At 68.2% G+C, this 26760-nt stretch carries 32 protein-coding genes and 1 pseudogene; 21 read left to right on the top strand and 12 right to left on the bottom strand.

Annotation, left to right across the window (positions count from 1 at the left end; all coding sequences use genetic code 11):
• Positions 1-138 precede the first annotated feature (138 nt).
• The 8 genes and pseudogenes from IEX47_RS02050 (at position 139) to IEX47_RS02015 (ending at position 6105) form a co-directional block, all read left to right on the top strand.
• Positions 139-1056 carry a bifunctional DNA primase/polymerase gene (locus tag IEX47_RS02050; protein ID WP_188782311.1) on the top strand — a complete coding sequence of 306 codons (918 nt, stop codon included), beginning with the start codon at positions 139-141 and terminating at the stop codon, positions 1054-1056.
• Positions 1053-1427 (top strand): hypothetical protein, encoded by a 375-nt coding sequence (locus IEX47_RS02045; RefSeq protein WP_188782310.1) that lies wholly within the window; start codon positions 1053-1055, stop codon positions 1425-1427. The genes IEX47_RS02050 and IEX47_RS02045 overlap by 4 nt, the downstream gene beginning before the upstream one ends.
• Positions 1424-2272: a hypothetical protein gene (locus IEX47_RS02040; protein ID WP_188782309.1), complete on the top strand. Its 849-nt coding sequence runs from the start codon at positions 1424-1426 to the stop codon at positions 2270-2272. The genes IEX47_RS02045 and IEX47_RS02040 overlap by 4 nt, the downstream gene beginning before the upstream one ends.
• A complete protein-coding gene (locus tag IEX47_RS02035) occupies positions 2265-3251 on the top strand; it encodes a ParB N-terminal domain-containing protein (protein ID WP_188782308.1) in 987 nt (328 codons plus the stop codon). Before IEX47_RS02040 ends, IEX47_RS02035 begins: the two co-directional genes overlap by 8 nt.
• A 27-nt stretch (positions 3252-3278) precedes the next feature.
• Positions 3279-3959, top strand: a complete 681-nt coding sequence (locus tag IEX47_RS02030; RefSeq protein WP_188782307.1) for a hypothetical protein — start codon at positions 3279-3281, stop codon at positions 3957-3959.
• Between the two features lie 3 nt (positions 3960-3962).
• The gene (locus IEX47_RS02025; protein WP_188782306.1) at positions 3963-5069 is read left to right on the top strand and encodes a C40 family peptidase; all 1107 of its coding nucleotides are present in this window, start codon (positions 3963-3965) and stop codon (positions 5067-5069) included.
• Positions 5070-5084: 15 nt separating this feature from the next.
• Positions 5085-5369, top strand: a complete 285-nt coding sequence (locus tag IEX47_RS02020; protein ID WP_188782305.1) for a DUF6112 family protein — start codon at positions 5085-5087, stop codon at positions 5367-5369.
• A gap of 32 nt (positions 5370-5401) precedes the next feature.
• Positions 5402-6105 (top strand): annotated as a pseudogene (locus IEX47_RS02015) (DUF6349 family protein).
• 1 nt (position 6106) lies between these two features.
• Here the strand turns inward: IEX47_RS02015 and IEX47_RS02010 are convergent.
• Positions 6107-6433: a DUF3024 domain-containing protein gene (locus IEX47_RS02010; RefSeq protein ID WP_188782303.1), complete on the bottom strand. Its 327-nt coding sequence runs from the start codon at positions 6431-6433 to the stop codon at positions 6107-6109.
• Positions 6434-6512: 79 nt separating this feature from the next.
• Here IEX47_RS02010 and IEX47_RS02005 point away from each other — a divergent pair, with 79 nt between their 5' ends.
• The 8 genes from IEX47_RS02005 to IEX47_RS01970 all read left to right on the top strand — a co-directional run bounded on the left by IEX47_RS02005 (position 6513) and on the right by IEX47_RS01970 (position 14923).
• Positions 6513-6830, top strand: coding sequence for a DUF6112 family protein (locus IEX47_RS02005; RefSeq protein WP_229662549.1), 318 nt, complete (start codon positions 6513-6515; stop codon positions 6828-6830).
• Between the two features lie 27 nt (positions 6831-6857).
• The gene (locus tag IEX47_RS02000; protein ID WP_188782302.1) at positions 6858-8156 is read left to right on the top strand and encodes a TrbL/VirB6 family protein; all 1299 of its coding nucleotides are present in this window, start codon (positions 6858-6860) and stop codon (positions 8154-8156) included.
• 3 nt (positions 8157-8159) lie between these two features.
• Entirely contained in the window at positions 8160-9623 is a 1464-nt protein-coding gene (locus IEX47_RS01995; RefSeq protein ID WP_188782301.1) for a PrgI family protein, read from the top strand.
• A 318-nt stretch (positions 9624-9941) separates the two neighbouring features.
• Positions 9942-10070, top strand: a complete 129-nt coding sequence (locus tag IEX47_RS18050) for a hypothetical protein (protein WP_268238925.1) — start codon at positions 9942-9944, stop codon at positions 10068-10070.
• Positions 10067-11596 (top strand): putative type IV secretion/conjugal transfer ATPase, encoded by a 1530-nt coding sequence (locus IEX47_RS01985; protein ID WP_188782299.1) that lies wholly within the window; start codon positions 10067-10069, stop codon positions 11594-11596. Before IEX47_RS18050 ends, IEX47_RS01985 begins: the two co-directional genes overlap by 4 nt.
• Positions 11593-12648: an ArdC-like ssDNA-binding domain-containing protein gene (locus IEX47_RS01980; protein WP_188782298.1), complete on the top strand. Its 1056-nt coding sequence runs from the start codon at positions 11593-11595 to the stop codon at positions 12646-12648. The genes IEX47_RS01985 and IEX47_RS01980 overlap by 4 nt, the downstream gene beginning before the upstream one ends.
• A gap of 2 nt (positions 12649-12650) precedes the next feature.
• Positions 12651-13163 carry a hypothetical protein gene (locus IEX47_RS01975; protein WP_229662548.1) on the top strand — a complete coding sequence of 171 codons (513 nt, stop codon included), beginning with the start codon at positions 12651-12653 and terminating at the stop codon, positions 13161-13163.
• A 29-nt stretch (positions 13164-13192) separates the two neighbouring features.
• The gene (locus IEX47_RS01970) at positions 13193-14923 is read left to right on the top strand and encodes a type IV secretory system conjugative DNA transfer family protein (RefSeq protein WP_229662547.1); all 1731 of its coding nucleotides are present in this window, start codon (positions 13193-13195) and stop codon (positions 14921-14923) included.
• 205 nt (positions 14924-15128) lie between these two features.
• Here IEX47_RS01970 and IEX47_RS01965 read toward each other — a convergent pair whose 3' ends face one another.
• The 6 genes from IEX47_RS01965 to IEX47_RS01940 form a co-directional block, all read right to left on the bottom strand.
• Positions 15129-16121 carry a cation diffusion facilitator family transporter gene (locus IEX47_RS01965; RefSeq protein WP_188782296.1) on the bottom strand — a complete coding sequence of 331 codons (993 nt, stop codon included), beginning with the start codon at positions 16119-16121 and terminating at the stop codon, positions 15129-15131.
• Positions 16118-17089, bottom strand: a complete 972-nt coding sequence (locus IEX47_RS01960) for a cation diffusion facilitator family transporter (protein WP_229662545.1) — start codon at positions 17087-17089, stop codon at positions 16118-16120. The genes IEX47_RS01965 and IEX47_RS01960 overlap by 4 nt, the downstream gene beginning before the upstream one ends.
• A 137-nt stretch (positions 17090-17226) precedes the next feature.
• Entirely contained in the window at positions 17227-17598 is a 372-nt protein-coding gene (locus IEX47_RS01955) for an ArsR/SmtB family transcription factor (RefSeq protein WP_188782294.1), read from the bottom strand.
• Between the two features lie 10 nt (positions 17599-17608).
• The gene (locus IEX47_RS01950; protein WP_188782293.1) at positions 17609-17899 is read right to left on the bottom strand and encodes an alkylmercury lyase; all 291 of its coding nucleotides are present in this window, start codon (positions 17897-17899) and stop codon (positions 17609-17611) included.
• A gap of 424 nt (positions 17900-18323) precedes the next feature.
• On the bottom strand, positions 18324-20618 hold the full coding sequence (locus IEX47_RS01945; RefSeq protein WP_188782292.1) for a heavy metal translocating P-type ATPase: 2295 nt from the start codon (positions 20616-20618) through the stop codon (positions 18324-18326).
• 43 nt (positions 20619-20661) lie between these two features.
• On the bottom strand, positions 20662-20874 hold the full coding sequence (locus IEX47_RS01940) for a heavy-metal-associated domain-containing protein (protein ID WP_188782291.1): 213 nt from the start codon (positions 20872-20874) through the stop codon (positions 20662-20664).
• Positions 20875-21042: 168 nt separating this feature from the next.
• Between IEX47_RS01940 and IEX47_RS01935 the strand changes: the two genes are divergently transcribed.
• The 3 genes from IEX47_RS01935 to IEX47_RS01925 all read left to right on the top strand — a co-directional run bounded on the left by IEX47_RS01935 (position 21043) and on the right by IEX47_RS01925 (position 23029).
• Positions 21043-22140 carry a sulfite exporter TauE/SafE family protein gene (locus IEX47_RS01935; protein WP_188782290.1) on the top strand — a complete coding sequence of 366 codons (1098 nt, stop codon included), beginning with the start codon at positions 21043-21045 and terminating at the stop codon, positions 22138-22140.
• Positions 22141-22157: 17 nt separating this feature from the next.
• Positions 22158-22439: a heavy-metal-associated domain-containing protein gene (locus tag IEX47_RS01930; protein ID WP_229662544.1), complete on the top strand. Its 282-nt coding sequence runs from the start codon at positions 22158-22160 to the stop codon at positions 22437-22439.
• A gap of 140 nt (positions 22440-22579) precedes the next feature.
• Positions 22580-23029, top strand: coding sequence for a DUF2752 domain-containing protein (locus IEX47_RS01925; RefSeq protein ID WP_188782288.1), 450 nt, complete (start codon positions 22580-22582; stop codon positions 23027-23029).
• An 11-nt stretch (positions 23030-23040) separates the two neighbouring features.
• Here the strand turns inward: IEX47_RS01925 and IEX47_RS01920 are convergent, their stop codons facing one another.
• Genes IEX47_RS01920 through IEX47_RS01910 form a run of 3 tightly spaced genes read right to left on the bottom strand, consistent with a single transcriptional unit; the run spans position 23041 to position 24826 of the window.
• Entirely contained in the window at positions 23041-23478 is a 438-nt protein-coding gene (locus tag IEX47_RS01920) for a hypothetical protein (RefSeq protein ID WP_188782287.1), read from the bottom strand.
• A gap of 8 nt (positions 23479-23486) precedes the next feature.
• Complete coding sequence (locus IEX47_RS01915; RefSeq protein WP_188782286.1) at positions 23487-24266, bottom strand: cytochrome c biogenesis CcdA family protein; 780 nt, start codon at positions 24264-24266, stop codon at positions 23487-23489.
• On the bottom strand, positions 24263-24826 hold the full coding sequence (locus IEX47_RS01910) for a TlpA family protein disulfide reductase (protein WP_188782852.1): 564 nt from the start codon (positions 24824-24826) through the stop codon (positions 24263-24265). Before IEX47_RS01910 ends, IEX47_RS01915 begins: the two co-directional genes overlap by 4 nt.
• A gap of 196 nt (positions 24827-25022) precedes the next feature.
• Between IEX47_RS01910 and IEX47_RS01905 the strand changes: the two genes are divergently transcribed.
• Together IEX47_RS01905 and IEX47_RS01900 are read left to right on the top strand one after the other, a co-directional pair.
• Positions 25023-25232, top strand: coding sequence for a hypothetical protein (locus tag IEX47_RS01905; RefSeq protein WP_188782285.1), 210 nt, complete (start codon positions 25023-25025; stop codon positions 25230-25232).
• On the top strand, positions 25232-25444 hold the full coding sequence (locus IEX47_RS01900) for a hypothetical protein (RefSeq protein WP_188782284.1): 213 nt from the start codon (positions 25232-25234) through the stop codon (positions 25442-25444). The genes IEX47_RS01905 and IEX47_RS01900 overlap by 1 nt, the downstream gene beginning before the upstream one ends.
• Here the strand turns inward: IEX47_RS01900 and IEX47_RS01895 are convergent.
• Entirely contained in the window at positions 25430-26389 is a 960-nt protein-coding gene (locus IEX47_RS01895; protein WP_188782283.1) for a M56 family metallopeptidase, read from the bottom strand. The two genes, IEX47_RS01900 and IEX47_RS01895, sit on opposite strands and share 15 nt — an antisense overlap.
• Positions 26386-26754 (bottom strand): BlaI/MecI/CopY family transcriptional regulator, encoded by a 369-nt coding sequence (locus IEX47_RS01890; protein WP_188782282.1) that lies wholly within the window; start codon positions 26752-26754, stop codon positions 26386-26388. Before IEX47_RS01890 ends, IEX47_RS01895 begins: the two co-directional genes overlap by 4 nt.
• Positions 26755-26760 lie beyond the last annotated feature (6 nt).

The raw sequence follows: 26760 nt of genomic DNA, 5'->3' as shown, positions 1-26760 counted from the left end.
TTTCGGACGGGCGATGCGAATGTGCCCCGTGACCTGCACAAACGTCGGCTGAATCGCTTCGCCCGCCCTCCGCCCGTCCCATGAATCTGCCTCCGGGACGGGCGAGTTTTGGTGCTTTGCGTGAGAACAGTCGAGTGCATGAACAACGTGCACCAACAGGGAGCCGCGACAGTCCGGTGGAGTCGGCGGCTCCTCAACGACCTGGTCAACGCACCGGATCTCGCAACGGCCGCAGAGCACCTGGGAGCCAGTGGCATCCCGGTCTTTCCGTGCGTCCCCGGCGGAAAGCGCCCGCTAACCGTCCACGGATTCCAAGACGCCAGCGCCGACCCGGAGATCATCAACTTCTGGTGGCGTCGCCAGCCTGACGCGAACATCGGTGTCCCGACCGGAGCGGCCGGCGGCGTCGACGTGGTCGACGTCGATGTCCACACGGCCGGCTCCGGGTATACCGCCTTCGAGCACGCCCGGCGAGCTGGGTTCGTCGAGGGCTGGGCATGGCTCGTCCGGACACCCTCCGGCGGCCTGCACGCCTATTTCCTCCACACCGGCGAGCGCGAGCAGCACTCCTGGCAGGTGCCCGGCAAGCACATCGACTTCCGAGGCGACGGCGGCTACATCATCATCCCGCCCTCCCAAGTCACCGGCGAGGACGGCGTCACCCGCAACTACCAACCGATCGCGGTCGCCGAACACCACCAACCCCGCCCGGTCGACGCGGCCGGGCTGCGCGGATTCCTCGACCCGCCCCGGCCCATGCGCCCGCCAACCGACCTGCCCGCCGTGGGTGCTCGTCCCGACAAGCTCGCCGCGTGGATGGCATCCCGACCCGAGGGTGGCCGCAACGGCGGCCTGTTCTGGGCGGTTTGCCGGATGGCCGAGGAAGGCCACGACCTGAGCACCACGACCTCCCTGCTCGGCGAGGCGGCGTACGCCGCAGGCCTGCCCGAGCGCGAGGCGATGGCGACCATCCGGTCGGCGTACCGGATCGCCACACGACTGGGACCGGCGAGTGAGCCGCGCCCTACGAACGCGGTTGAGGCGGTGGGACTGTGAACACGCCAGACCCCTACGAACGCCGCCGCGACCGCACCCTCCCCGAACCGGCTCCGGCCCCCGACGCCGAGAAGGCCGTCGACGCGCTCGCCGTGCATCGCGACCCCTCCGTGCCGACCGCCGAGGCCACGCAGGAGACCGAACGCTCCCAGCCCGGCGTGGCGTGGGTTCGTCCCAGCGAGATACCGACCCTGCTCGGCTCCAAGTTCGTTCGTCGCGGCATCGACCTCCAGGCTGAGCTGACCCGCCGCGCACGTCGCACCCCTGGCACTGCCGTCTCCAAGGCGTCGCGCCGCATCTCCCGCACCTCGATCGCTCGACCAGACTCCGCAAGCCCGAGCATCACGAGCCAGGAAGGACTCGGGCTATGAACCAACCCGCCTTCGCCACGGCCGAGGGGCTGCGGCTCCTCCTGCTCGACCTCGCGTACGCCGGACCGCGGGCGTGGCATACCAGCCCCGAAGCCGCCGAGCTGATGACCTACACGATGGACAAGTACGCCGGGCTGGCCCACAAGTACGGCATGGAACCAACCGACGCTGCCGCCGCCGCCTTCGAGGTCATGCGGATGCGCTCCACCCGTGTCGCCGAGGACCCGTGGGCCGTCGTCACCCACGCCGTCGAACTGACGCTGATCTACGAGTCGCGGGCCGAGGGGTTGCTCTGCTCGACCGGGCAGGCCCGCAAGACGGCTGGCCTCGACTATCACGATGCCGAGAGGTTCGCCGACCGAGACTCCGAGATCGCCGACTACCACCCGGCGTTCCACTTCCACGCCATGATGGCTGATCCGTACGCAACGAGGCCAAGGAATCCGGACGGCGAGCCCACCAACGCGTTCTTCGCGCTCGACAATGCCGTGAAGTTCTTCGTCGACCTCGGCTGGGCGCCCAGGACTGCGCGACTCGGGATGGAGTACATCGCTGCCCGGCTCAGCCGCTGCGGCGATCCACGAGTCGCGTTTCAATCGCTGCGCCGCGAGGGCGACGGTCCTGGCTTCCTCGACATCAGGCAGGACGCCTGGCTCTCCGTGCTCCGCGCCGTACTGGGCGACCCGCATCCCGACTTCGAGGGGACGGCGAGGAGTCGCGGCCTGCTTCAACGACTGGCCACCGGCGAGAACCTCGTCGAGCTCTTCGACGACCACCTCCTCGCCGACGAAGTCGAAGAAGCGTCGCCGGACTTCGCCCCCGAGCCGGGTGAGAGCCGTGTCTGATCGGGGCCACGTCGAACTCGACCGCGCGGTCAACACCATCGTCGTCGGCGAGCGCCACCGCCGCGACGCCGGCGATCTGACACCGCTCATGGACTCCATGAAGCGGGTCGGTCTGCTCCAGCCCGTGACGATCACGCCGGACGGCTACCTGATCTGTGGCTACCGCCGCCTCGAAGCCGCCAAGCGACTCGGCTGGAGCACCTTGCGCGTGTGGGTGCGGTCAGGGATCAGCGACGGGTTGACCCGCCTCCTCGCCGAACGTGACGAGAACGTCACCCACAAGCCGCTGTCGATGATGGAAGCCACCGAGCTCTACAAGGAGATGAAGGTGCTTCTCCAAGAGGACGCTGACCGGCGCAAGAAGGCCTCTCTCTTTGGGGCAAACGACAATTCCCCAGGTCAGGACGGTGCGCTCGATTCGAGCGCACCGCAGGGGAAGCCCGGGCGAGTCGATCGGCAAGCAGCCGAACTGGTCACGGGTAAGGCGGCTCAAACCCGCCTGGAGCAGATCCTGGAGATCGAGCGCATCGCCGCCAACCGGGAACTCCCCAAAGACCTGCGGCAGGTCGCCGAGGCCGAACTCGAAGCGATCCGTAACGGCGGCGCCGTTGATCCGAGCTACCACAAGGTGAAGGCCGCGCAGCGTCTCGCCGAGCAGATGAAGCCTGACGACGACACCAACGTCGACGAGGGACTCGACGAGGCACTGGAGGAGGCCAAGGCCGAGCGCCGTCGCCGCATCAAGCAGAACCGCGAGAGGCGCGAAGCCGAAGCCGCCACGTTGAAGCGGTCGACCCGATCGTTCGCGCTCAAGTGGGCCGAGATGGACGGCTGGTCGAAGAAGTACGACGCCGAGCAGATCGCCCGCGAGATCACGCCGGACGACTGGGCGCTGTTCCTCCGCGTGATCGACGAGACCAGGGCGTTCGCCGAAGCGGTGAGCCTCGCCAAGGAGTCAGCCGGCACACCTGGGTCGTGACCACCCCGACTCCCCGAAGGCCAGCCGATGCTCTACCCGACCAGTTCTTATGACCTCCGCCGACGCCGTCTCATCGTCGCCGGCATGGCAACCGCTCTGTTGCTGATCGCGTTCGTGACGCACGCGGTCCTGGTCCACCGCTCGCACTCGTCAAACACCGGGCCGACCGACACCAAACCACGCATCGTCGAACTGACGCCGATCGGGACCGAGCCGGTGGTTACCGAGCTCTCGGCACTGCGACCGACGTCAGATCCCGAGACGTTCGTCCGGCAGGTCGCCGAGGCGATCTTTGGGTGGGACACGGCCACCCTCGTGACGCGCACCGATCACATCGAACAGCTCGTGACGGTGGCCGACCCGACCGGCGAGTCGACACCTGGCCTTATCTCCGACCTCGACAACTACCTGCCGACACAAGATGCGTGGGTCGAGCTGGCGGCGTACGAGACTCGCCAGTGGCTGACTATCGACTCAGTGTCGACGCCAAGCAAGTGGGCCGACGCCGAAGCGCAGGCAGGTGGCAAGCTCCTGCCGGGCACGACCGCACTGACGATCAGCGGTACGCGCCACCGCTCGGGCGTCTGGGAGCGAGAGCCCGTCGCTTCGGCGCATGCGGTCGCGTTCACGGTCTTCATCGTGTGCGGGCCGTCGTACCCCGAGTGTCACCTGCTCCGCCTCTCGCTCATCGACAAGCCCTTGGACTGAGCGATGCGCAAGCTGGTTGTCGCCGGTCTCGTCGCAGTCATGCTGGGGCCCGCGAGCTTGGTGCTCGCGCTTGGCGCATTGATGAACCCCGCGGCCCAAGCGTCGTGCCTGCCGTCGAGCCCGGTTGTCGAGCAGACACCCAACCAGCTCGCTGCAACTCGGACTGACGGCGTGACCGTCACCCTCGACCAGGCACAGCTCACGCGAGCGGCGACGATCGTCAGCGTCGGTTCAGGAACCAAGGATGTCGGCCGCGACGGAATCGTCATCGCACTCATGGCAGCGCTTACCGAGTCGAGTCTCCGGCTGCTCTCCAACACGAACGCCTATCCGGAGTCAGCGACCTATCCGAACGATGGCAATGCCGGCGACCACGACTCGCTCGGGCTCTTCCAGATGCGACCGAGCACCGGCTGGGGAAGCGTCCAGAACCTGATGGACACCGAGTACGAAGCGGAGGCGTTCTACGGCGGACCGAGCGGACCAAGTCACGGCTCTCCCCGCGGCCTGCTCGACATCCCGGACTGGAAGCTGCTGCCGAAGGGTGCTGCGGCCCAGGCCGTCGAGGTGTCGGCGTTCCCTGACAGGTATGCCGCCTACGAACCGGTAGCCGAGGCCATCGTCGACGCGCTGGCCACCGGCTCCACAAGCGGGTCGTGTGTCGAGGACCAAGCAGCCGGTGGCCCCCTACCCACCGGCTTTCCAGGAGCGCTCATCGCCGCGGCAAGAAGTCAGCTCGGCAAGCCGTACGTATGGGGTGGAGGCACCTACGCAGGCCCGTCGGGAGTCGGGTCTGATGGCCGTGGACCGGGTTTCGACTGCTCTGGGCTGGTCATGTACGCCGCCTACAAGGCCTCAGGGGGCAAGCTGCGCCTTCCGCACTACTCGGGTGCGCAGACGACGTTCGGCCGCGCGGTTGGCTGGGACGACAAACAGCCGGGAGACCTGATCTTCTTCGTCCACCCCGGTTCGTCTGCGCCGCACCATGTCGCGATCTACGTCGGCGACGGCAAGATCCTCCAGGCACCCCATACCGGCGACAACGTTCGGTTCGGGAGCCTTTCCGAGTTCGCTGGCGAAACCATGACGGTGCGGCGCCTTGGCGCGTGAGGACACCTGTGCAACATGAGTCCTCTCGTCCTCGCCTCCGTCGGCCCGGACTTCGGTGCGGTCGGCGGCTCCAGTCAGCTCCGCGCGATCGTCGGCGCGCTGCTGACGTTCGGCCTGATCGTGTCCGTGCTGATGGTGATCATCAGCGCGGCGGCGTGGGCGGTCGGCTCATCGAACGGAAGCTGGCAGATCGCAAGCAAGGGCAAGACCGGGCTCTTCGTGGCACTCGGCGGCGCGGTCCTCACGGGCGGCGCACTCGCCTGGGCCAACTGGCTGCTCGATGTGGGAGCAACCTTGTGAACGAGGAGCAGCTCGCCTTCGACATCGAGGGGATGCTCCACGAGGCGCGCGTTGAGGCCGCGCCGGAGTGGACTGGCGCTCGACTGCACTTCACCACGGCGTACTACTCACCAAATGAGTTGGACGCCGCGTTGGAGCACTGGCAGTTCCTCCACGCCCACGACAAGACCCACGTCAACAGCCGCATGTGGCGCCACTCGATCACCGTGCCCGAGAGCTCGCAGGTGGCCGACCACGGATTCGTGCTCTACACGAGTGACCTGCGCTGCGAGCCGTGGAAGCACGCCGACAGGCACGAGAGCTGCGCATGCGTCGGCGAGCTGATGTACCAAGCGATCTGCGAAACCTGCGAGTGGAACGGCATCACCGACAACGAGAACGAAGCCGTCGAGATGTGGCACGACCACGCGCTCCCTGGCTGGCGCGACCTCCAGATCGTGCCGTCCCGCCTTCGCCTCATGGACAAGGACAAGCTCTCAAAGCCGGCGCGCCAGTGGATCTCGCAGCACTACCCGAAGTCGATGCAGGTGCCCGGTGGGCCGATCATCACCGAACGTCGGCGTACGGCACCCGACACGTCCCGGGGCGCTCCCCGTGGGGCGGCTACGACCTCTCCCACACCGCCGTCGACCCCGACCGCATCGTCGAGGGCGCGAAGCCGCTGCGCCGTAAGGGCGAGTTCCCGCTGGAGCCAACGCACTCAATGGCGCCGTCCGGCATCGGCCTCGGGGACTGAGTCACCCGAAGAAGATCGGGTCCTTGCTCTCGCGGATGTAGTCGAACAGTGACTGGACGTTCTTCGACGGCTGCTTGTACTCGTGGAACTTCAGGTTCCGGTCGCGCCAGTAGATCGCCCATTGACCGGTGGTCTTCGTGTAGCGGAGACGGGCGATGGGGGACCGGGTCGGCTCTGGCCCGCCCATCCAGTCGGGGCGCACCTCGACGATGGTGACGTGGGTCGGCGCGATGTCGGGCTCGACCTTCGCCTGGTCCCACAAGTGCTGGGGCCAGATGGAGTCGCACCACTTCCGGATGCGCGCCAGGTCGGTCTCGGGTAGCGCCACGACGGCAACGCTATCGAGCGCGCCGAGGACCGGTGCGAACACCTGAGCGAGTGAACAACCCATTCACTCAGGAGGAATCGTGATCGACCTCGGCCTACCCACCACGATCGTGTCGCTGCTCCCGCAGGACATCAACATCGGCCCCAACTCCAACGGTCTGCCGGGAATCAACCAGCTCAAGAACCTCGTCGGCGCGTCCATGACGGTCGGCCTGATCCTCGCCGTACTCGCGCTGATCGTCTCGGCGATCGTGTGGGCACTCGGCGCGAACTCGTCCAACCCGCACCTCGCCGGACGCGGCAAGTTCGGCGTCCTCATCGGCCTGGGCGCCGCGATCGTCACCGGTGCCTCGGTCGCGCTCATCAACTTCTTCTGGAACGTCGGCCAGTCCGTCTGACCCGGCCCGAGCGAGAGGAACACGACGATGGTCGACGTCTGCGGAGTACCTGTCATCTCCACCGTGTGCGACGTCGCGGGCGACGCGGCCGGTGCACTGGTCTCGGCGCCCTTCGACTGGCTCGCGCAGGGCATGGGACACGCGGCTGCCTGGATGTTCGAGGCGGTCTGGAAGGTCTTCGACTCGACCACGATGGTCGACGTCACCAGCAGCCAGTACACAAAGGTCTACAACATCCTCTTCGGCGTCGCTGTCTTCGTGATGCTCGCCTTCTTCATGCTTCAAGTCATCGGCGGGATGATCCGGAGAGAACCCGCGGCACTGTCGCGGGCGGCGCTCGGGTTGGCGAAGTCGATCCTCGGCTCCTTCGTGGCACTCGCCCTGCTCGCCACCGCGCTGGAGATCACCGACCAGCTCTGCATCCGCATAGTCAACGCGGCCGGGACCAACATGCAGGAGATGGGCGATCGCATCGCCCTGCTCACCACCGGACTCGTCGGGCTCAACCTCGCCGCCCCTGGCGCTGGCGCGATCCTAACGATCTTCATCGCAGGCCTCGCCATTGGCGCGGCGGGCATCGTGTGGATCAGCCTGCTCGTACGCAAAGCGCTACTGCTCATCGCAATCGTGTTCGCGCCCGTCGCGATGGCCGGGTCGAGCTGGGACCACACGCGCGGCTGGGTGAGCAAGTGGGCGTCGTTCTTGATGGCGCTGATCATCTCGAAGGTCGTCCTGGTGGTGATCTTCCTGCTCGCCACCGCGCAGGTCTCCGCGCCGATCGACGGCGACATCCAGTCTGTCTCTGAGCCCATCGCTGGCGTCGTGCTGATGCTCATGGCCGGGTTCGCGCCGTACATGACCTACAAGGCGATCAACTTCATGGGCTTCGACATGTACCACGCGATGTCGGCCGAGCAGGAGGGCAAGGCGGCGCTCAACCGGCCGATGCCAATCCCGATGAACCGTGCCCCGAGTTCCCAGCCGAGCAAGGTGCTAGACGGTGGGACGAGTGGCGGCGGCTCGGGCGGCTCGCCCACACCGCCCGCCCCCGCAACAGGTTCGGGTCCGTCGACTGGCACGGCTGGCGCATCGTCGGGAGGTGGCGGCTCTGCCGCTGGTGGCGCGGCGGCGGGTGGTATCGCTGCTGGCGTGGTCGTGGCGGAGGAAGCCGCCACAGCCGGGGTCCGCACCGGCAACGCCGTCGGTGGCGCGGCATCCCAGCAGGCCGACGCTGCTCACCAGACGCCGACTGCTCCGTCGGGCGCACCGTTGCCGCCTCACCTCGCGGACTCGATCCCCGCCCAGGCCAACGGCAAGAAGGGCTGAGCGATGAGCAACCAAGCACCTACACATGACTACGAGCTGGCGCCGGTGAAGTTCTCCCGCCTCACCAGACGCGGCGTCCTACTCGGCCTGTCCGGGTCACAGCTCGCTGTGGTCGGCTTCGGCGCGATCGTCCTGGTCTTCGCGCTCTACTTCGGTGGCGGCGCGTCACTGATGTACGTCGCACCCATCCTGTTCTTGTGCGCCGCGCTGGCCTTCGTGGGCATCGGTGGCCGCAAGATCGTCGAATGGCTCCCGCTGGTCATCAAGTGGATGTGGCGCTCAACCGGTGGGCAACTTCTGTTCCGCCGCCACATAGTCAAACCACGACCGGCGGGAACGCTGTCGTTGCCCGGCGATGCCGCCCGGCTCCGCCAGTGGCTCGACCCCGAGTCAGGCGCGGTGATGGTCCACGACCCTCACGCCGCGACGCTGACCGCCATCGTCGGCGTCACCCACCCGGCGTTCATCCTGCTCGATCCACTCGAGCAGCAACGCCGGGTCACGAGCTGGGGTCGCGTGCTGGCCACCGCCTGCCGCTCCGGACGCATCACCTCGTTGCAGGTCATGGAGCGGACCCTGCCCGACTCCGGCAAGGGCCTGGCCGAGTGGTGGTCGCAGCACGGACACCAGGACGACTCATGGACGTCGACGACGTACGGCGAGCTGATCAACCGCGCTGGTCCCGCTGGCGAGCGTCACGCCAGCACGGTCTCGATCTCACTCGACATGAGGGCCGCAGGGCGCGCGATCCGCGCCGCTGGCGGCGGCAACCGAGGAGCCGCCGCTGTACTGCGTCAGGAGATGTCGACCATGACCGCCGCGCTGCGGGCCGCGGACCTCGCGCCGTCCGGCTGGCTGGAGCCGGGAGACTTGGCCGTAATCCTGCGCTCGGCGTACGACCCAGTCGTCGCGGGTGCCTTGGAGCGCCACGGCGATCTCGGGCGCGACTTAGCGACCGCCGGCCCGGTCGCGGTCACGGAGAACTGGTCGAGCGTCCGCTCCGACTCTGCCCACCACTGCGTGCTCTGGATCAGCGAATGGCCGCGATCCCTCGTCTACCCGGGCTTCCTCGCCCCAGTGCTGTTGTCGTCGGGCGTTCGCCGCACCTTCACGCTGCTCTACACGCCGATGCGGACCGACCAAGCGGCACGCGACATCCGCAAGAAGAAGACCGAGTACATCTCCGACGCCGCCCAGCGTCAGCGGATCGGCCAGATCGAGGACGCCCAGCAGTCCGCCGAGTACAACGACGTCCTCCAGCAGGAAGCAGACCTCACCGCCGGCCACGGCATCCTGCGAACGACCGGCCTCATCGCCATCAGCGCGCAGGACCCCGACGACCTTGAGCGCGCAGTCGCGGACATTGAGCAGGCAGCGATCCAAGCCTCCTGCGAGACGCGGCGCCTCTGGGGTCAACAGGCCCAGGCGTTCTCCGCCGCTGCTCTGCCCCTGTGCCGATCGGTGTGACCGGCACACCTCCCTCTCAACCAGATCGCGAAGGAGACTCCGTTGCCCACATTCGAGAACCCGGCGGCTCACGCCGACGAAGTACAAAACGCGCTCCGTGCCCTTGCGCACGCGACTCGCTCCATTGACGACCCGCGCCAGATCTACTCAGTGCTTGGGTCGCTCACGTCGTCTGTCGCGTCGCTCAGTCAGTCCCTGCACCAGCTCGCGGCATTCCACGACGGCCGCTCCACGCGGTCCGGATGGTCACCGGAGTCCACGCCGAGGGCCAGGTCCGCGGCGTATCGCGTGTCCTGGGATCTTCACCGTACGGGCGAAATGCTTCGACAGGTCGGCGAGGCGATCGCCAACGCGCATGAGGCCGAAGCGATGCTGGCTTACCACCGTGAGTTCCCGGAGCCGTCGGCCTCCCACCGGTCGGCGGCTGACCGCGGGCTGTCGCTGTGAAGGGCTGGGAGGAGGGCCGCCTGCACAGCGCGGTTCTCGTTGCTCCGCGGCGCGAGCGTCGCCGTGACCGATGCGCGCGAAAGGCCGCCGCGAAGTCTCTGCTGGCCGAGGACCGCGAGACCCGCAAGGCGAACGAGAAGGCGAAGGCCGACACGCTCGCGGCCGAGCGGCGTGCAACCGTCACGTTGCCCAAAGCAGGCGATCCGGGGCCCGCGGCCCTTCGCACTCCCGGCCGACTTCGCCTGCCACGCCATCAGGACACGTCGGCCACGCTGGCAGGTGCGTACCCGTTCCTCGCCGAGGGCGGCCTCGGGAGTGACGGGGTCTTCGTCGGCCAGGACCTCTACTCGGGAAGCTCGTTCGTCTACGACCCGTGGGTGCTCTACGCCCGTGGGCTGATCACCGCGCCGAACCTCGTGCTCGCCGGGATCGTCGGGGCGGGCAAGTCGGCACTGGCGAAGAGCCTGTACACACGCTCGATTCCGTTCGGTCGCCGCGTCTACGTCCCCGGCGACCCGAAGGGTGAACACACCGCGGTAGCCGAAGCCGTAGGAGGGAAGGCGATCGCGCTCGGCCACGGGATGCCGAACCGGCTCAACCCGCTCGACAAAGGCCCTCGGCCCGGGGGGCTCGACGACATCCAGTGGGCAGCGCAGGTCACCTCTCGGCGGCGTGACCTCGTCGGCGCGCTGGCGGAGACCGTGCTCGACCGGCGGCTCACCCCGCTGGAGCACACCGCGATCGACGTTGCGCTCGCTGACACCGTGCGCACCGCCGAGGTGCCAGTTCTCCCGATGGTGGTCGATCGCCTGCTGGCGCCCGACCGGACGTTGGACTCGGACGGCCGGCTGGCCGAGGACGGGCGCCTCGTCGGCCACGCGCTGCGTCGCCTGGTGGCTGGCGACCTGGCCGGCCTCTTCGACGGTCCGAGCACCGTGCGCTTCGACCCGAGCCTGCCGATGATCTCCCTCGACCTCTCGCGGGTGACCGAGAACGCGATGCTCATCTCGGTGCTGATGACGTGCGCGTCTGCATGGATGGAGTCGGCTCTTCTCGATCCGGCCGGGGGCCAGCGGTGGGTGGTGTACGACGAGGCGTGGCGGCTGATGTCGCACCCGGCTCTGCTTCGTCGAATGGATGCGCACTGGCGGTTGGCGCGGCACTACGGGATCGCGAACATGCTGATCTTCCACAAGCTCTCCGACCTCGACATCGTCGGCGACTCGGGCTCCGCGATGCGCGCACTCGCCTCATCTCTGCTGGCGAACGCTGAGACCCGCGTGGTCTACCGGCAGGAGTCCGATCAGCTCGGCTCGACGGCTGCTGCCCTCGGACTGACCGGGACAGAGCAATCGTTGCTGCCGACACTCGGCACTGGTCAGGGGTTGTGGCGGATCAAGCACCGCTCGTTCGTCGTACAACATCAGCTCCACCCGGCTGAACTCGAACTCTTCGAGACGGGTGCCCGCGCAAGCGGTTTGAACCCGGGCGCACACCTGTCTTCTGAGACAGGAGGCATCGGATGAGAGTCAAGGCCCGAGACCTCGCGGCTCGCGAGGAGAAGCTCGAAGCGCTACAGAAGAAGCTCACCGAGTCCGTCGGCGCGCTGGTGACCGGCGAGGACTGGAAGCGTGCGTTGGAGTTCGCGGCGAAGTTCCGCTCGCGCTCGTTCAACAACACGATGCTGATCTACGTCCAGCACTACGCCGCGTTCCAGCAGGGCCGGGTGCCCGAGCCGATGCCGACGTACGTCGCTGGCTTCAAGCAGTGGCTCAGCCTGAACCGCTCGGTGATGAAGGGCCAGTCGGGGTACGCGATCCTCGCACCGGTCACGGCAAGGTTCGCCTCCTCGAACCCGGCCGACCCCGAGTCGTGGCGGCGTCTTGCCCGTGGTGAGAAGCCCGGTTTCGGTGAGGCTGTTCGATCGAAGTTGATCGGACTGAAGCCCGCGCACGTCTGGGACATCTCCCAGACCGACGGCGAGCCGATCCCCGAGACACCTCGGCCCACGCTATTGCAGGGCCAGGCGCCGGACGGCTTGTGGGACGGGCTGGCGGACCAGATCACCGCGCACGGCTTCGAGCTGCGGCTGGTATCCAACGCTCGGGCGATCGGTGGGGCCAATGGGCTGACCGACTACATGACCCACGAGGTGTCGGTGCGCATGAACATGGACGACGCCGCCCAGGTCAAGACGCTCGCCCACGAACTCGGGCACGTCATGCTCCACGGCCCAGACAACGCCGACGCCGCGATGCACCGTGGCATCGCCGAAGTTGAGGCCGAATCCGTCGCCCTCATGGTCGGGGCCGCACACGGTCTGGCAACCGACGACTACACGATCCCGTACGTCGCCTCCTGGGCATCGACCGTGCCCGGCAAGACGCCCGTCGAGGTCGTGCAGTCCACCGCCGAGCGCGTACGCGGCGCAGCAGTCACGATCCTCGACAAGCTCGACACGCCCCAGGTCGGTGACGGCAACCCGCCCGGACTCGACCGCGAAGCTCTCGCGGCTGGGCGAGGTGCCGCTCCGGTTCAGACGGTCGCGCAGCGACAGGTGGAGCCGATCGGACTATGAGCATGATCAACGCTGCCGCGCCCTACCGGCGCGACGACCGCCAAGCCGTGCGGGTCCCAGTGGTGATGCCCTTGGTCGAGGTCGAGGTCGACACGGACGGCTTCCTCGCCGTCACCCTTGACCGGGAGCCGTACTCCGCCGACGGGTCGCTGACCCGCGATGACCTGAAGCGAGTGCTCGACCGCATCGCTGCCGACCTCGGTACGGCCGTCCGGGTCGAGGTGCGTGAGGTGGACAAATCCACGTTCACCGACATCGTGACCCCCGAGCGCCCCAAGGTGCGGACGCTCCAGCCAGTGCGCAAGGCCACAACGTCCATCGGCGAAGTGGCCGGCGAAGGATTCATCCCGAACGAGGAGGTCGCCGTTGCAGTCGTCGTGGCACACCAGGTCGCGAGCACCGACGGGACCGCACGTCTGCGTCTGCCTCCGGCACTGCTCGAAGCGCACCCCGGGCTGGTCGTGTTCATGGGCAAGAGCTCCGGCACCGTCATGGTCGGCGGTGGTGCGGCGTGAACCCTCGCGGGCAGAGAGTCGACGGCGACTTGGTCAACCTCGGGCTGATCCTCATCGCTGTCGTCGGCCTCATCGCCGCGATCCTCCGGCTCGCCGGGTCGATGGCGGCGTGGCTGTCAGGAGCTGGTCGGCCGACCGGCGGCTGGGAAGCAGGCTTCCGTGTCCTCAACCATCCCGCTGACCCCGCCACTGCGCTCGGTGCCGACGGCCTGGCCGCGTGGGTCTACTGGCTCGTGCTGGTCCTGGTGGTCGCAACGGTCATCGGCGCTGCGCTGGTGCTGTGGCGGCGCATCGGCACCATGAAGCACAAGACCTCCCACGATCCCCGCCACCTTGCCGGAGTCGCCACCGGACGCGACGTACGCGCTGTCGCCTCCCAGAAGTCCCTGCTCGCCCGCGGCCGAACCCTGCGGCCGTCACTCGACAAGCCCGAGCCGTCAGACGTCGGCTACATGCTCGGCCGGTCCCGTGGGCAGGGAGTGTGGGCGTCGGTCGAGGACTCCATCCTGGTGCTCGGGCCACCGCGCTCGGGCAAGGGCCTGCACGTCGTCATCAACGCGATCCTCGACGCCCCCGGCGCCGTCATCACCACAGCAACCCGACCCGACAACATCGCCGCCACCCTCACCGCCCGACAAGAACGCGGACCAGTTGCAGTGTTCGATCCGCAGCGCCTTGCCGAAGGGCTGCCTGCCGGGCTTCGGTGGTCACCCGTACGCGGTTGCGAGGACCCGCTCACCGCGATGATCCGAGCCACCGGCCTCGCTTCCGCCACCGGCCTTTCGACCGGAGGGGTCGAGTCGGGCGGCTTCTGGGAAGGCAAGACCCGCACCGCCTTGCAAGCGCTGCTCCACGCCGCCGCGCTCGACAACCGGTCACCCCGCGAGCTGTTCGGCTGGACCCTCTCACCATCGGCCGCCGCCGACGCGGTTGCCATCCTGTCCAGTGACCCGAGGGCAGCGGTTGGCTGGGCCGAGTCGCTTGAGTCGATGATCCACGCCGATCCACGCACCCGTGATTCCATCTGGATGGGCGTCTCCCTCGCCCTCACGTGTCTAGCAGACCCTCGGGTACTCGATGCTGTCTCACCGAAGCCCGGCGAGCACTTCGACCCGGTCGACTTCCTCACCAACGATGGCACTCTCTACCTGCTCGCCACCGGCGCCGGGGCCGGCGCGTCCTGGTCGCTGGTCGCCGCATTTGTCGAAGATCTAGCCGAGACCGCTCGACACCTCGCCGCCGCTTCGCCCGGTGCACGCCTCGACCCGCCCCTGCTGTTGGCACTCGATGAGATCGGCAATCTCTCTCCACTGCCGTCGCTGCCTGTACTCATGGCGGAGGGCGGTGGCACCGGAATTACCACGATGCCCGTGCTTCAGTCGCTATCCCAGGCCCGGGACAAGTGGGGCGACCACGCGGCCGGCGCCATCTGGGACGCTTCCATCGTCAAGGTCATCCTCGGAGGCACCTCGGCGGCCCGAGACCTGCAAGACCTCTCCGCCCTGATCGGGGAACGCGACGAGAAGACCGATACCGTCTCCGTCGGCGACTACGGCTCCCGTTCGTTGCAGCGCTCTGTACGACGAGTCCCCGTGATGCCGCCCGAGGTCATCCGCACCCTGCCGTTCGGGACCGCGCTCGTCTTGCTTCGCAGCGCGCCTCCGTTAGTCACTGACCTGCGTCCTTGGATGGCTCGTCGAGACGCGAAGCAACTCCGCTCCGACCGGTCGTCGGTCGAGGCGGAGCTGCGGCGTCGATGATGCGGATCAGGCCGGAGCCACGCGGTCGAGGAGGGCGCCCACCTGCTCGCTGATGTGGTCAAGCAGCGGGCGAATCGCGGAGGCATCCCAGCCCCTGGGGTTGGGCAGGTTGCCCGGGAGGAGAGCGGCGCGCGGGCACCACCGACGACCACGGCCCCACCCACCCTCAGATCCGAAGAGCCGCATTGCCAAGGCCGGGCCGGCCTCAAGCCCGGTGCGTCGGACCGTGTGCGTTCTCGCAGTGCTGCTCGGCCGGCAAGCTCGCGTCGATCGCGAGGCTGGTGTGAGCCGTGGCATGGTCGACCTGCAGTGTCGTGTGGGTGATGTCGTGCTCGCTTCCGAGCAGCGCCTGCATCCTTCGCTGGACGGCGTGGCAGTCGCCCCCAGGTGCGACGAGGACGTGCGCAGACAGCGCGGTCTGGCCAGACGTGATTTGCCAAACGTGGAGGTCGTGGACTTCCGCAACCTCGTCGAGGCCAGCGAGTTGCCGACCGATGGCATCCGGATCGGTGCCCGCCGGTGCCGCCTCCATGAGGACCTTGGTGGCCGCTCGAACGAGCTCGACGCCGGACTTGAGCATGAGTGCGACGACCACGAGGGACGCGATTGCGTCGGCGCGCTGGTAGCCGCTGACGAGCATGACGATGGCGGCGATCGCGGTGGCGATGAAGGCGAACAGGTCGGTGAGTATGTGCTGGAAGGCGCCCTCAACGTTGAGCGACGCCCGGTTCGCCTTCGCGAGCGACCAGGCTGCCACTAGGTTCACGACGATGCCCACGAGCGCGGTGATCAGGACCAGGTTCGCCTCGACGTTGGGCGGGAAGATCAAGCGTCGGACCCCCTCGTAGGCCAGCCAACCCGCAAGGACGAGCAGTGTGACCCCGTTGGCCTGGGCCGAGAGGATCTCGGCTCGTTTGAGGCCGTAGGTGTAGCCCCCGCGCGGCGGCCTCGCGGCAAGGCGCATCGCGAAGAGCGCGAGCGCGATTGCGCCGGCGTCGGTGAGCATGTGGGCGGCGTCGGACAGCAGCGCCAGCGACCCAGAGATGACGCCCACGATGACCTCGCCGGTCATGTAGGCGCAGATGAGAGCGAGCGCGATGACGAGCCACCGCTTGTCGGCGTCAGCGCTGACGCCGTGAGCGTGTCCGGCGTGCGCCGTAGCAGCGCCCTTACTGTCCACGTGGCTGTGATCGCTCATGGTGTCACCTCCTGCGCGTGGTCGTGATGATGGCCCAGCACGGCGTGAGGGTCTGCCCCTTGGCCGGCATGGTCGACGTGGATGGTGGCAGCGGTCAGGCGCGGCACGGCATGGATCAGCGCGTGCTCTGCCTCCACCGCGACACTGTGCGCTCGGGCGACGGTCCAGTCCGGATCGACGACGATGTCGGCCTCGGCACGCAGGGAGTGTCCGATCCAGCGCATGCGGACTTGTCCGACGCCTTGGACACCGTCGACATCCAGCAGGGCGCGTTCTGCGGTGACGATCTGGGCCGGGTCGACCGAATCCATCAACCGGCGATAGACCTCCCGGGCCGCGTCCTTGAGAACCAGCAGGATGGCCAGTGTGATGAGCAGGCCGACAACCGGATCGGCCCAACTCCAGCCGATCGCTACGCCGCCGGCACCAAGAAGCACGGCCAGCGAGGTGAAGCCGTCGGTACGGGCGTGGAGGCCGTCGGCGACCAACGCTGCCGAGCCGATCCGCCTTCCGGTCCGGATGCGGTAGCGCGCGACCCACTCGTTGCCCACGAAGCCGACCACCGCCGCGATGGCGACAGCCCACAGGTGGCTGACATCCTGCGGGTGGAGCAGACGGTTGATCGCCTCGTACGCCGCGACGGCGGAGGATGCGGCGATGGTCAGGACGATCGCGATCCCGGCGAGGTCCTCAGCTCGGCCGTAGCCGTAGGTGTAGCGCCGGGTGGCCGCTCGGCGGCCGACCACGAAGGCCACGCCCAGGGGCAGTGCTGTCAGCGCGTCGGCCGCGTTGTGGATGGTGTCGCCCAGCAGCGCCACGGATCCCGAGAGGGCGACAACCAGCGCCTGGATGAGCGTGGTTGCCCCCAGGATGGCCAGTGAGAGCCAGAGGGTGCGCATGCCTTCGCGCGAGGCTTCCATCGCCGAGTCGACCTTGTCGGCCGCGTCGTGACTGTGCGGCCGCAGCACATGAGCGAACCTATGACGAGCAGTTGCCCACAGCCCGGCGTCCCGGCGTTCGTTCCCATGCGTGTGCGGGTGCGAGTGGCCATGGCCATGGCCGTGACCAACGTGGGGCGCGGCGTCGCGATCGTGACGGTGGTCCATCACGCCTCCTTCTCGATCGTGTTCGCCACCTGGGCCCGATGGTGCGCCGGGATGCCCGGCCCCGCGTGCTCGGCGTGGTGGATCGCGTCAGCGATCACGTGTCGCAGGTGATCGTCGGCAAGCCGGTAGAACACCTGCGTGCCTTCCTTGCGGGTCAGCACCAGTCGGGCAAGGCGCAACTTGGCCAGATGCTGCGAAACACTGGCCTGCTGCTTGCCCACGGCCTCCGCCAGTTCGTTGACCGCGCGCTCGCCGTCGGACAGCAACCAGAGCACCCGAATCCGAGTCGGGTCGGCGAGCATTCGGAACACCTCGACCGCTAGGTCGATGTGTTCGTCATCGGGTAGGCGCAGAGCCATATCTTCGCTCATGCGAATATTGTTACATATGAAGGGCCTGACGCAGGGCGCTCGCGATGGACTGACGTGATGGGAGGTCGAGGCGGCACCGGGCAGCACCTTCTACGGGCTGGCCTGTCATGACGTCGCAGCCTGCAACAAGCAGGGTGGGCGAGGGATAGTTGCCTACGTCGACGGTGACCTCGGAATTGATCCCAAGCTCCTCGCACGCCTGCGCCAGCATGGTCTGGAGTTGCTCGGCGAACGGGCAGTCGGACACCTGGAGGATGCGGATGTCGAGCACTGGATTCGCGGGTTCGCCCCGGGGCTTCACGGCAGCCTCCGGTCGATCCTTCGGAGGATCCGCCCGACGACGGGCAGGTCGTGCCAGCCGCGGCTGATGACGGCGGCGCGCAGACCAGCAACCGAGCGACGGACCCGCGCTCGGAGCCCGGGGCGCACAAGGTCTGCTTGCTGTCGCGCGCGGCGGCCTATCCACCGGGCACAATCGAAGCAGAGCGCGACCTCGGGGTGAGCTCCTAGGCTGACGAGCAATGCTGGCGGGAACTCCTCGTCGCAGCACCAGCATCGCCGGCGTTCTTCGTTGAGGTGCTCGGCTTGGGTCGTCATGAGCCCACTGTCCTACACAGACCTGCGGCCATCAGCGGGCCGCCGTACGACGATCGCAGTGCCGGGGAAGGCGAACAGATTCGCCCACCGGACGTCACCGATCGTCACCCGGTGGATGCGGGCGCGGGTCAGTGGGCGTGCAGAGGTTGGAAGCGGCGGAGCCGCAGGCTGTTGCTGACCACGAACACCGACGAGCAGGCCATGGCTGCTCCCGCGATGAGCGGGTTGAGCAGGCCGACGGCGGCCAGCGGCAACGCCGCGAGGTTGTAGGCGAAGGCCCAGAACAGGTTGCCCTTGATGGTTGCCAGGGTCTTGCGGGCCAGCCGGATGGCGTCGACGGCACCGCGCAGGTCGCCCTTGACCAAGGTGAGGTCCGCGGCGGCGATCGCGGCGTCAGTGCCGGTTCCCATGGCGAGCCCGAGGTCGGCCTGCGCCAGGGCGGCGGCGTCGTTGACGCCATCACCGGCCATCGCGACCACCTTGCCGCCGGCCTGGAGCTGCTTGATCACGTCGACCTTGTCCTCCGGGTGAACCTCGGCGATGACCCGGTCGATGCCGACTTGCGCGGCGACATGACGGGCGGCGGCCTCGTTGTCGCCGGTCAGCAGGACCGGGGTCAGGCCGAGCTTCTTGAGCTGGGCGACGGCCTCGGCGCTGGTCGGCTTGATCGTGTCGGCCACGACGAGCGCGGCACGGACGCGGCCGTCCCAGGCAACGAAGACAACCGTCTGGCCGGCGCCTTCGGCATCCTGCTGTGCCGCGGCAAGCTTCGCGGGCAGCGTGAGGTCGAGGCCCATGAGCCAGCTCGCACGACCGGCGTGGATCGTGGTGCCGTCGACGACGCCGATGACGCCGCGGCCGGCCTGGTTGGAGAAACTCACCACGGGCGGCAGCTCGCCCACCTCGGTCGCCGCGGCTTCGGCGATGGCGCGCGCGATGGGGTGCTCGCTGGCGTGCTCGACCGCGCCGGCGCGGCGCAGGGCCTCCGCCCGTTCCGTGTCGGCGGTGATGACGTCGACCAGGCGCATCCTGCCTTCGGTGACGGTGCCGGTCTTATCAAGGACGATCGTGTCCACCCGGCGTGTCGATTCCAGGACCTCCGGGCCCCGGATCAGCAGGCCAAGCTGGGCGCCGCGGCCGGTGCCGACCATCAGCGCGGTCGGGGTGGCCAGCCCGAGCGCGCAGGGGCAGGCGATGATTAGGACCGCGACGGCGGCCGTGATCGCGGCCGCGGGCGTGCTGCCCAAGCCGAGCCAGACACCGAAAGTGCTCGCTGCGATCAGCAGCACGGTCGGGACGAAGACCGCGGAGACCCGATCGGCGAGCCGCTGGGCCTGAGCCTTGCCGGTCTGGGCATCCTCGACGAGGCGGGCTATCTGAGCGAGCTTGGTGTCGCTGCCAACGCGGGTGGCGCGGACGATCAGTCGTCCGCCGGCGTTGACGGTCGCGCCGGTGACCTGATCGCCTGGCCCGACCTCCGCTGGCACAGCCTCACCGGTGAGCAGAGACTCGTCGACGGCAGATGCGCCGTCGACGACCTGGCCGTCGGTGGCGATCTTCTCTCCCGGGCGTACGACGAACTCAGTGCCGACCGTGAGCTGGTCGACCGGGATCCGGACCTCAATTCCGTCGCGGAGGATCGCGACGTCCTTGGCGCCAAGGTCCATCAGCGCGCGGATCGCATCGCCCGCCCGTCGGCGGGCCCGGGCCTCGAAGTAGCGGCCAGCGAGAATGAACGCGGTGAGGGCCGCGGCAACCTCGAGATAGATCTCCGGCGTGGAGCCACGTGCTGCCGAGCGCGGCAGCAACGTGAACTCCATGTGCATGCCCGGCTCGCCGGCGCCCCCGAAGAACAACGCGTAGACGCTCCACACCCACGCTGCCAGCACTCCGAGCGAGACCAGCGTGTCCATCGTGGCGGCGCGGTGGCGCGCGTTGACGGCGGCCGCCCGGTGGAAGGGCCAGGCGCCCCACAGCGCCACCGGCGAGGCCAGCGCGAACGCCAGCCATTGCCAGAACCGGAACTGCACCGGTGGCACCATCGACAGCACCACCACCGGTACTGCCAGCATCGCCGAGGCCAGCAGGCGGTTGCGCAACTCCCGGACGTGCCGTGCCTCGGCATCCTCTGCGGCTCGTTCGGCACCCTCGCTACCGGCCGCCGGAAGCGTCGGCAGTGCAGCGCCATACCCAGCGGACTTCACCGTCTCGACGAGCTCGTCGGCCGTGACGTCGGCCGAGTGGTGCACGCGGGCGGACGCCGTGGCGAAGTTGACCGACGCCTCCACCCCGGCGAGCTTGTTCAGCTTCCGCTCGATGCGCGTCGCACACGAGGCGCAGGTCATCCCGGTGATGGCGAGGTCGACGGTGCTGGCTTCGAGCGAGCTGCCCTGCGCAGTGGCGCGGGTGTCTTGGGTGGTCATAGATTCCTTCGAGCGTGGGGATGGCAGCCGGGCCAGCTGGGCGTCAGCTGGTGACAAGCCGGTAGTCGCCTGCCTCAGCGAGGGCGTCGCGGACCGACTCGTCGGCGAGCGGGCTAGCACTCGCAACGCGGACAGCGCCGGTGCCCAAGTCGACCGAAACGTCGGTGACGCGGTCGATTGCCGAGAGTTCCGCGGTGACAGATGCGACGCAATGGCCGCAGGTCATGCCAGTCACTGTGTAGGTCTTCTCGGTCACGCTCGTCTCCTCTTCTCGTGCGGCGCGCTGCTGTCAGGCCGTTAACGGCCACTTGACTCCTATCTGCCATAGTAGTGGCCGCTCGGGAGATCCGTCCTGCGCCCCTTAAACCCTGATCGGAGTGCGCATGTCCCTTCTCGCTTCTGCCTGGCACCTGGAGAAGTGCCGGTGAGCCTCTGGGCGGTGCTCTTGACCGGCCTCCTGGCCGGCGGCGTCTCCTGCGCGGCGGTGCAGGGTGGACTTCTCGCCGGCCTGGTGACCCGGCAGCAGAGCGCGGCCGCGGCCGACGCACGCGCGAGCGACCCCGGTGAGGGCCACCCGGCGGGATCTACCGCGATCGCGACATCGCAGCGCACCGCCTCGCGTCGCCGCCAACTGGGTGACGACCTCGCTCCGGTGGCCGGGTTCCTGGGCGGAAAGCTCGCCTCCTACACGTTGGTCGGCGCGCTCCTGGGCGCCCTGGGCTCGGCGTTCGAGCTGTCGGCGCATCTGCGGGCCACGGTTCAGATCCTCGCCGGCCTGCTGATCATCGCGTTCGGGCTTGCACAGCTCGGCGTACCCGGCTTCCGCGGGTTCACGCTGACCCCGCCGGATTCGTGGATCCGCGTCGTTCGGGGGCGGGCTCGCTCCACCGCGGCACTGGCGCCCGCCGTGCTCGGGTTCGCCGCCATCCTCATCCCGTGCGGCGTCACGATCTCGGTCATGGCCATCGCCACCACGACCGGGTCCGCGTGGCGGGGAGCCGCGACCATGGCCGTGTTCGTGATCGGCACCGCGCCCCTTTTCGCTCTGATCGGGTACACCGCCAACATTGCCGCGACCGCGTGGAAGGGTCGCCTCGCCATGGGTACCGGACTCGTCGTTCTGGCTGCGGGCCTGTATACGCTCAACGGCGGCCTCACCTTGGTCGATTCGCCGCTGGCCGCGCGGAACCTCTCCCGCACACTCGGGATCGGCCAACCGGCGCTACCGGACTCCTCCACGGTGACCATGGCGAACGGCACCCAGACTGGCGTCATTACCGTCACTTCGAGCGACTACTCACCGGCAAACCTGGCGCTCAAGGCCGGCGTACCGACCACCGTGGTCTTCCGGTCGAAGGAGGCCTTCGGCTGCGTCTCGGCCCTCGTTATCCCTTCGCTCGGAGTCCAGACCGTGCTGCCGCAGAACGGTGACAGCACGCTCAAGCTCGGAGTCCCCAGGCCCGGACACATCGACTATTCATGCGCCATGGGCATGTACTCCGGCACCATCACCATCGGCTGACGACACAGGAGAACCTCGTGGAGACCACCACCCATGCCTGGCGCGTGACCGGGATGCACTGCACCAGCTGCAGCATTCTCATCGACGAGGCCGTCGAGGAGCTCGACGGCGTTGCATCGTCGACCACGTCCCTGAAGAAGAAGCTCACGACCGTCACCCTCGACCCGCAGCGCTGCGATCCCGACCAAGTTGCCGAAGCGATCCGCGCGGCCGGATACCAGGCCACGCCGGCGTCGGAGGAACCCGGGGAGCCGGCTGACGCTGCACGCCGCGGGTGGTTCCGCAGGGCGGTTCGGTAATGCTTCGTCCGAGACCGCCGCAAAGGGCGAAGCGCTTGTGGCCCGTCTACGCGTTCGCCGCGTTGATGGTCCTCGGTTTCGGGTTGTCGGCACTCGGCGTGCGGACCTGCCTGTGAGCTCTCCCGGTTGGAGGTGTCCCCGTGAAACTGGCCGTCGAGCCGGCTGACCGGATCCGATGGCTCACCATTGCCTCAGCCGGCCTGGTGGCCATCGCTGGCGCCATGGCAATCTTCGGGCTTCCTCCGGTCGATCTGCACGGACCGGATCACTGGTTCGGAATCATGGACCCGCTGTGCGGTGGAACCCGTGCTGCCCGGTACACGGCCATGGGCCAGTGGGGTCAGGCGTGGCGCTACAACCCACTCGGGATCGTCGTCGTGCTCATGGTCAGCGCGCTGCTGCTCCGTGGGGCCGTCGGATTGGCGACCCGCCGATGGTTGACGCTCCACATCTCGTGGACACCACGTACGCGCATGTTCGCGATCACCGCGGCAGTTGTCCTGGTTGCGCTGCTTGAGGTCCGCCAGCAGGGCCGGGCCGATTTGCTGATGCGGGGCACCTTCACCCTGGTCGACAAACCCGCCTTCTGACGCCCCGATGCTCAGGGCCTGAACTGGGCTGGGAGGACGGCGTCGATAACCGGCACGTCGGCCGGGTCGCAGTCTTGAAGTTGCGCGCGCACCGCGACCAGTACAGCCGGGGTCGATGTCGCGACGCCGCCAACCCGGAAGCCCCCGCCCGGGTAGTCGGTGGAGAGTTGAGTGACCACCCCAAGCGCGTCGCGCACCCGGGAGGCCGGCCAGCGGGGGTCCGCGGCGTCGCAGGCCGCCGACAGCGTTGCCAAGGCCCGGCTGAGGGCGTCGACCCGGAGACCGGGCACCACCTGGGTCGGCTCTGGGAGGCGGGATGTCGCCACCGCCGCCAGCGGGTCTTCCGCCGGGCGTGGTGGACTGGTTTCAAGCGCGTGCCGAAGCAGGATCGCTACGCCGACAGCCAACAGCGCGAAGGACCACAGCGCCAGGAAAGGCCGCCGGGCCAACCACCCGATCACAACGGGGTCTGCCAGGTGCCGATGGTCGTTCTCAGTGCCGCTAGCCATGCCCCCCACAGCCCGCTGACCTCTAGCGCACCGAGGACCACCAGCAGTGCGCCACCCACCTGCATCACCAGCCGGGCGTGGCGCCGGGCAAAGGCGAAGGTCCGGAACGCCCTCTCAACACCGAGGGCGGCGAGCAGGAACGGAATGCCGATGCCCAGGCTGTAGGCGAACGCCAGAACGGCGCCACGGCCAGCCGTGCCCTGAGTGGTGGCCAGAGTCAGCACGGCAGCAAGCGTGGGACCGATGCACGGCGTCCACCCGATCCCGAACATGACACCCAGCAACGGCGCCCCAAGCACCCCGACGCGCGGCCTGTAGGCCGGCCGAAAGGTGCGTGCGAGGAACGATATCCGGCCGAGAGCACCAGCGAAGCTGAGCCCGAGAACGATCGTGACGACACCGAGCACCCGCGTGATCACGTCCTGATGACGGATGAGGGTGGAACCCAAGGCCCCGAAGAGCAGCCCGTAACTGGTGAACACAGCCGCGAATCCGAGGACGAACAGCCCGGTTCCGATGACTGCGGTCGAGCGGGCAGGTGCCCGCCTGCCGGTCGGGATGGCGACAGCGTCGGCCCCGGCCGCCCCGCTGACGTAGGCCAGGTAGCCCGGCACGAGAGGCAGGCAGCATGGGCTGGCGAACGAGACCACGCCCGCGAGGATCGCGACCGGCAGGGCAGCCAGCAGGGGGCCGTAGGCGACGGCGCTATCCGCGCTCAGCGCGATCATCGGTCCGCCTCGGCGTCAGTGATCAGTCCGCGGAGCGTCGAGGGGTCCAGTCGGCCGATGATGCGCGCGCGGATCGTGCCCGTCTTGTCAACCACGATCGTTGAGGGCACCGCGCCGACCGGGATGATCCCGGTGAACTGCGCCAGGACTAAGCCCTGTTGATCGTCGAAGCTGGGGTAGGTGATGCCGTAGTTGCGCTCGAAGGCTTTCGCGGCCGCGACGTTGTCGCGAACGTCGATGCCGACGAAGCGCACACCCCGCGGGGCGGTCTCCTTCGAGAGCTTGGCGAGGTCTGGAGCCTCCGCCCGGCATGGGGCGCACCAGGATCCCCAGACGTTGAGCACCAGGACGTGCCCGCGCAGCGAGTCGAGATTCAGCTGTGCACCGTCGAGCGTCCGTCCCTCGATGGGGGGTAGTGGAATGCCCTTGTCGCCGTAGAAGAGCGTCAGGCCGGTGCCGGTGTTATCGACCGGCGAGTCGCTGCCGCGGAGCTGTCGATACTCCCAAACGGCACCGACAAGGACCGCCACGACGAGCATCGCCGCGGCCAGCCTGCGCATCCACTTCACGTTGCCCATCCTTATCTACTATCGTCGATAGTCGATAGTAGGGGTTGCCAGACCGCCTCCTCGCATCGGGCCGAAATGACGAATGGTCGTCCGCGCCGAAGGCGACCACGTGGCTCGCGGTTCTTGAGGGGGCCTAATATCCCGTCTACTATTGTCGGTAGTAGTCATCCGCGAAAGGTGCCACCTGATGTCCCAGTTGCTCTACAGCCTTCCCCTCCTGGCATGCCCGCTGGGGATGGGCCTGATGATGTTCTTCATGATGCGGTCGGGAAAGCAGCCTTCTGCGCCTTCTCAGCCGAGTCAGGACGAAATCACGCGGCTGCGTGCGGAGGTGGACCAGCTTCGCGCAGCGCAGGAGAACCGGGTTACCCCGGACGCCGGTAGCCGAGGACTGTGATGCCTTCCTGGCTGCCACCGCTGCTGATCACCGGCGCTGCGCTGGTGCTCATGTACTTCACCTGCATGCGGCCGATGCGCGGGGGGCACTGTGCGATGTCGGCGAACCCGCGTGCAGGGCGTTCCGCCGAGGAGAGCGATGCCGAGGTGCAGCAGTTGCGGGACGAGGTCGCTCGCCTGCGTGGGGACCTCGATCGGTCACGCGTGGAATGAGAGCGGGCAGTAGTTCGCCGCGATGATGCCCAGCGCCGGAGCACTTGCCATGATGAGCGGCAGGGCCGCGACTGCGAGAACTGAGGCCAGCAGCAGCGCGGTTCGGCCGCGGCCCAAGCGGTGCCCGTCGTCGTCGACGAGCCGCCTGACGCGCGCGAGTGCGCCGGCGCCGCCGGCACCCAGGGCGCCGGCCGGTGCGGTGCCCGATGCCAGCCGCACCAGTGCCGTCGCCAGTACCACTCGATCGTTGCGTGCGGCGGCGGCGTCATCAGCGACCATCTCGACCAGCCCGGCCACCTCGTCGGCGGCCACCTTGAAGAGGGGGACGAATGCGAAGGCGCGGCGTAGTACCTCCAGGCTAAGCACGACGAGGTCGTGACGGCCGCGCAGGTGCGCGCGCTCGTGGGCGAGCACAGCGGTCAACTGCTCGTCGTCGAGAGCTTCGAGGGCCGCGGATGTGACCACGACTCTGGCGCGGCGGCCTGGTACGCAGTAGACCGCACACCGGTCGTGCGCGACCACATCGACCGACAAATCTTGGACGTGCTCGCCGAGGATGGCGACGAAGTCGCGTTGCGCTGTGCGCCGGATCGCCACATCGCGAACCGCGACCGTGAAACACCAGGCCATTCGGAGGGCCACCCCAGCTGCGAGAAGAAGTCCTGCCGAGCTCACCATGGCCCCGCCCGGACTGGCGTAACGCGACCGCAGCAGCATCACGCACGTATGCAGCAGATCAGCGAGCTGGCCCGCGCCTGGGGCCATCGGGAAAGCAACGGCCAGACCCGCCAGCGCCACCGAGGCGAGCACGGAGACGGCGAGTGCCTGCCAGAAGAGGATGGCGAGTCGCGGGGCGCGCCGTGTCCACGCAGCGTTGTTGACCAGGCGTGCGCCGTACACGCCCACCAGGCTCGCGTACGCGAGAAGAATGAGGGCGGTGATCACGGCCGGCCGCCGGTGCGCCGATTGGCGAGGACCTGTTCGAGGGCAGCGAGTTCGGTGGGGTCGATCTGGTCGATGAAGTGCATGAGTGTCGCGGTCCGGTCGCCACCGCCAGAGAGCACCGCTTCCATCATGCCGGCGGAGTGCTCCTCGCGGGACTGTGCTGGGGTGTATCGATAGGCCCGCCCGTCGCGTTCGCGCCTGAGATAGCCCTTGCGGAAGAGGTTGTCCATGACCGTCATGACGGTGGTGTAGGCGAGTTCTCGTTCGCGCTGAAGGTGTTCGAGGACGTCGCGCACGAACAGCGGACGATCGGCGTCCCACATGCGGTCCATCACGGCGGCTTCCAGCTGCCCCAACTGACCCACGACACC

This window comes from Nocardioides phosphati (genome assembly GCF_014646375.1).
Lineage (GTDB): Bacteria > Actinomycetota > Actinomycetes > Propionibacteriales > Nocardioidaceae > Nocardioides > Nocardioides phosphati.
The sequence above is the reverse complement of the archived record's forward strand: the minus strand, read 5'-3'. Positions and strand labels throughout refer to the sequence as shown.

Coding starts and splice junctions, on each gene's coding strand:
- IEX47_RS02020 (WP_188782305.1), top strand. CDS start 5,085: ATGAGTCCTCTCGTCCTCGCCTCCGTCGGCCCGGACTTCGGTGCGGTC.
- IEX47_RS01995 (WP_188782301.1), top strand. CDS start 8,160: ATGAGCAACCAAGCACCTACACATGACTACGAGCTGGCGCCGGTGAAG.
- IEX47_RS01965 (WP_188782296.1), bottom strand. CDS start 16,121: ATGAGCGATCACAGCCACGTGGACAGTAAGGGCGCTGCTACGGCGCAC.
- IEX47_RS02030 (WP_188782307.1), top strand. CDS start 3,279: ATGCTCTACCCGACCAGTTCTTATGACCTCCGCCGACGCCGTCTCATC.
- IEX47_RS01945 (WP_188782292.1), bottom strand. CDS start 20,618: ATGACCACCCAAGACACCCGCGCCACTGCGCAGGGCAGCTCGCTCGAA.
- IEX47_RS02025 (WP_188782306.1), top strand. CDS start 3,963: ATGCGCAAGCTGGTTGTCGCCGGTCTCGTCGCAGTCATGCTGGGGCCC.
- IEX47_RS02040 (WP_188782309.1), top strand. CDS start 1,424: ATGAACCAACCCGCCTTCGCCACGGCCGAGGGGCTGCGGCTCCTCCTG.
- IEX47_RS02050 (WP_188782311.1), top strand. CDS start 139: ATGAACAACGTGCACCAACAGGGAGCCGCGACAGTCCGGTGGAGTCGG.
- IEX47_RS01905 (WP_188782285.1), top strand. CDS start 25,023: ATGTCCCAGTTGCTCTACAGCCTTCCCCTCCTGGCATGCCCGCTGGGG.
- IEX47_RS01975 (WP_229662548.1), top strand. CDS start 12,651: ATGATCAACGCTGCCGCGCCCTACCGGCGCGACGACCGCCAAGCCGTG.
- IEX47_RS01955 (WP_188782294.1), bottom strand. CDS start 17,598: ATGAGCGAAGATATGGCTCTGCGCCTACCCGATGACGAACACATCGAC.
- IEX47_RS18050 (WP_268238925.1), top strand. CDS start 9,942: ATGCTTCGACAGGTCGGCGAGGCGATCGCCAACGCGCATGAGGCCGAA.
- IEX47_RS02000 (WP_188782302.1), top strand. CDS start 6,858: ATGGTCGACGTCTGCGGAGTACCTGTCATCTCCACCGTGTGCGACGTC.
- IEX47_RS01900 (WP_188782284.1), top strand. CDS start 25,232: ATGCCTTCCTGGCTGCCACCGCTGCTGATCACCGGCGCTGCGCTGGTG.
- IEX47_RS01915 (WP_188782286.1), bottom strand. CDS start 24,266: ATGATCGCGCTGAGCGCGGATAGCGCCGTCGCCTACGGCCCCCTGCTG.
- IEX47_RS01980 (WP_188782298.1), top strand. CDS start 11,593: ATGAGAGTCAAGGCCCGAGACCTCGCGGCTCGCGAGGAGAAGCTCGAA.
- IEX47_RS01910 (WP_188782852.1), bottom strand. CDS start 24,826: ATGCGCAGGCTGGCCGCGGCGATGCTCGTCGTGGCGGTCCTTGTCGGT.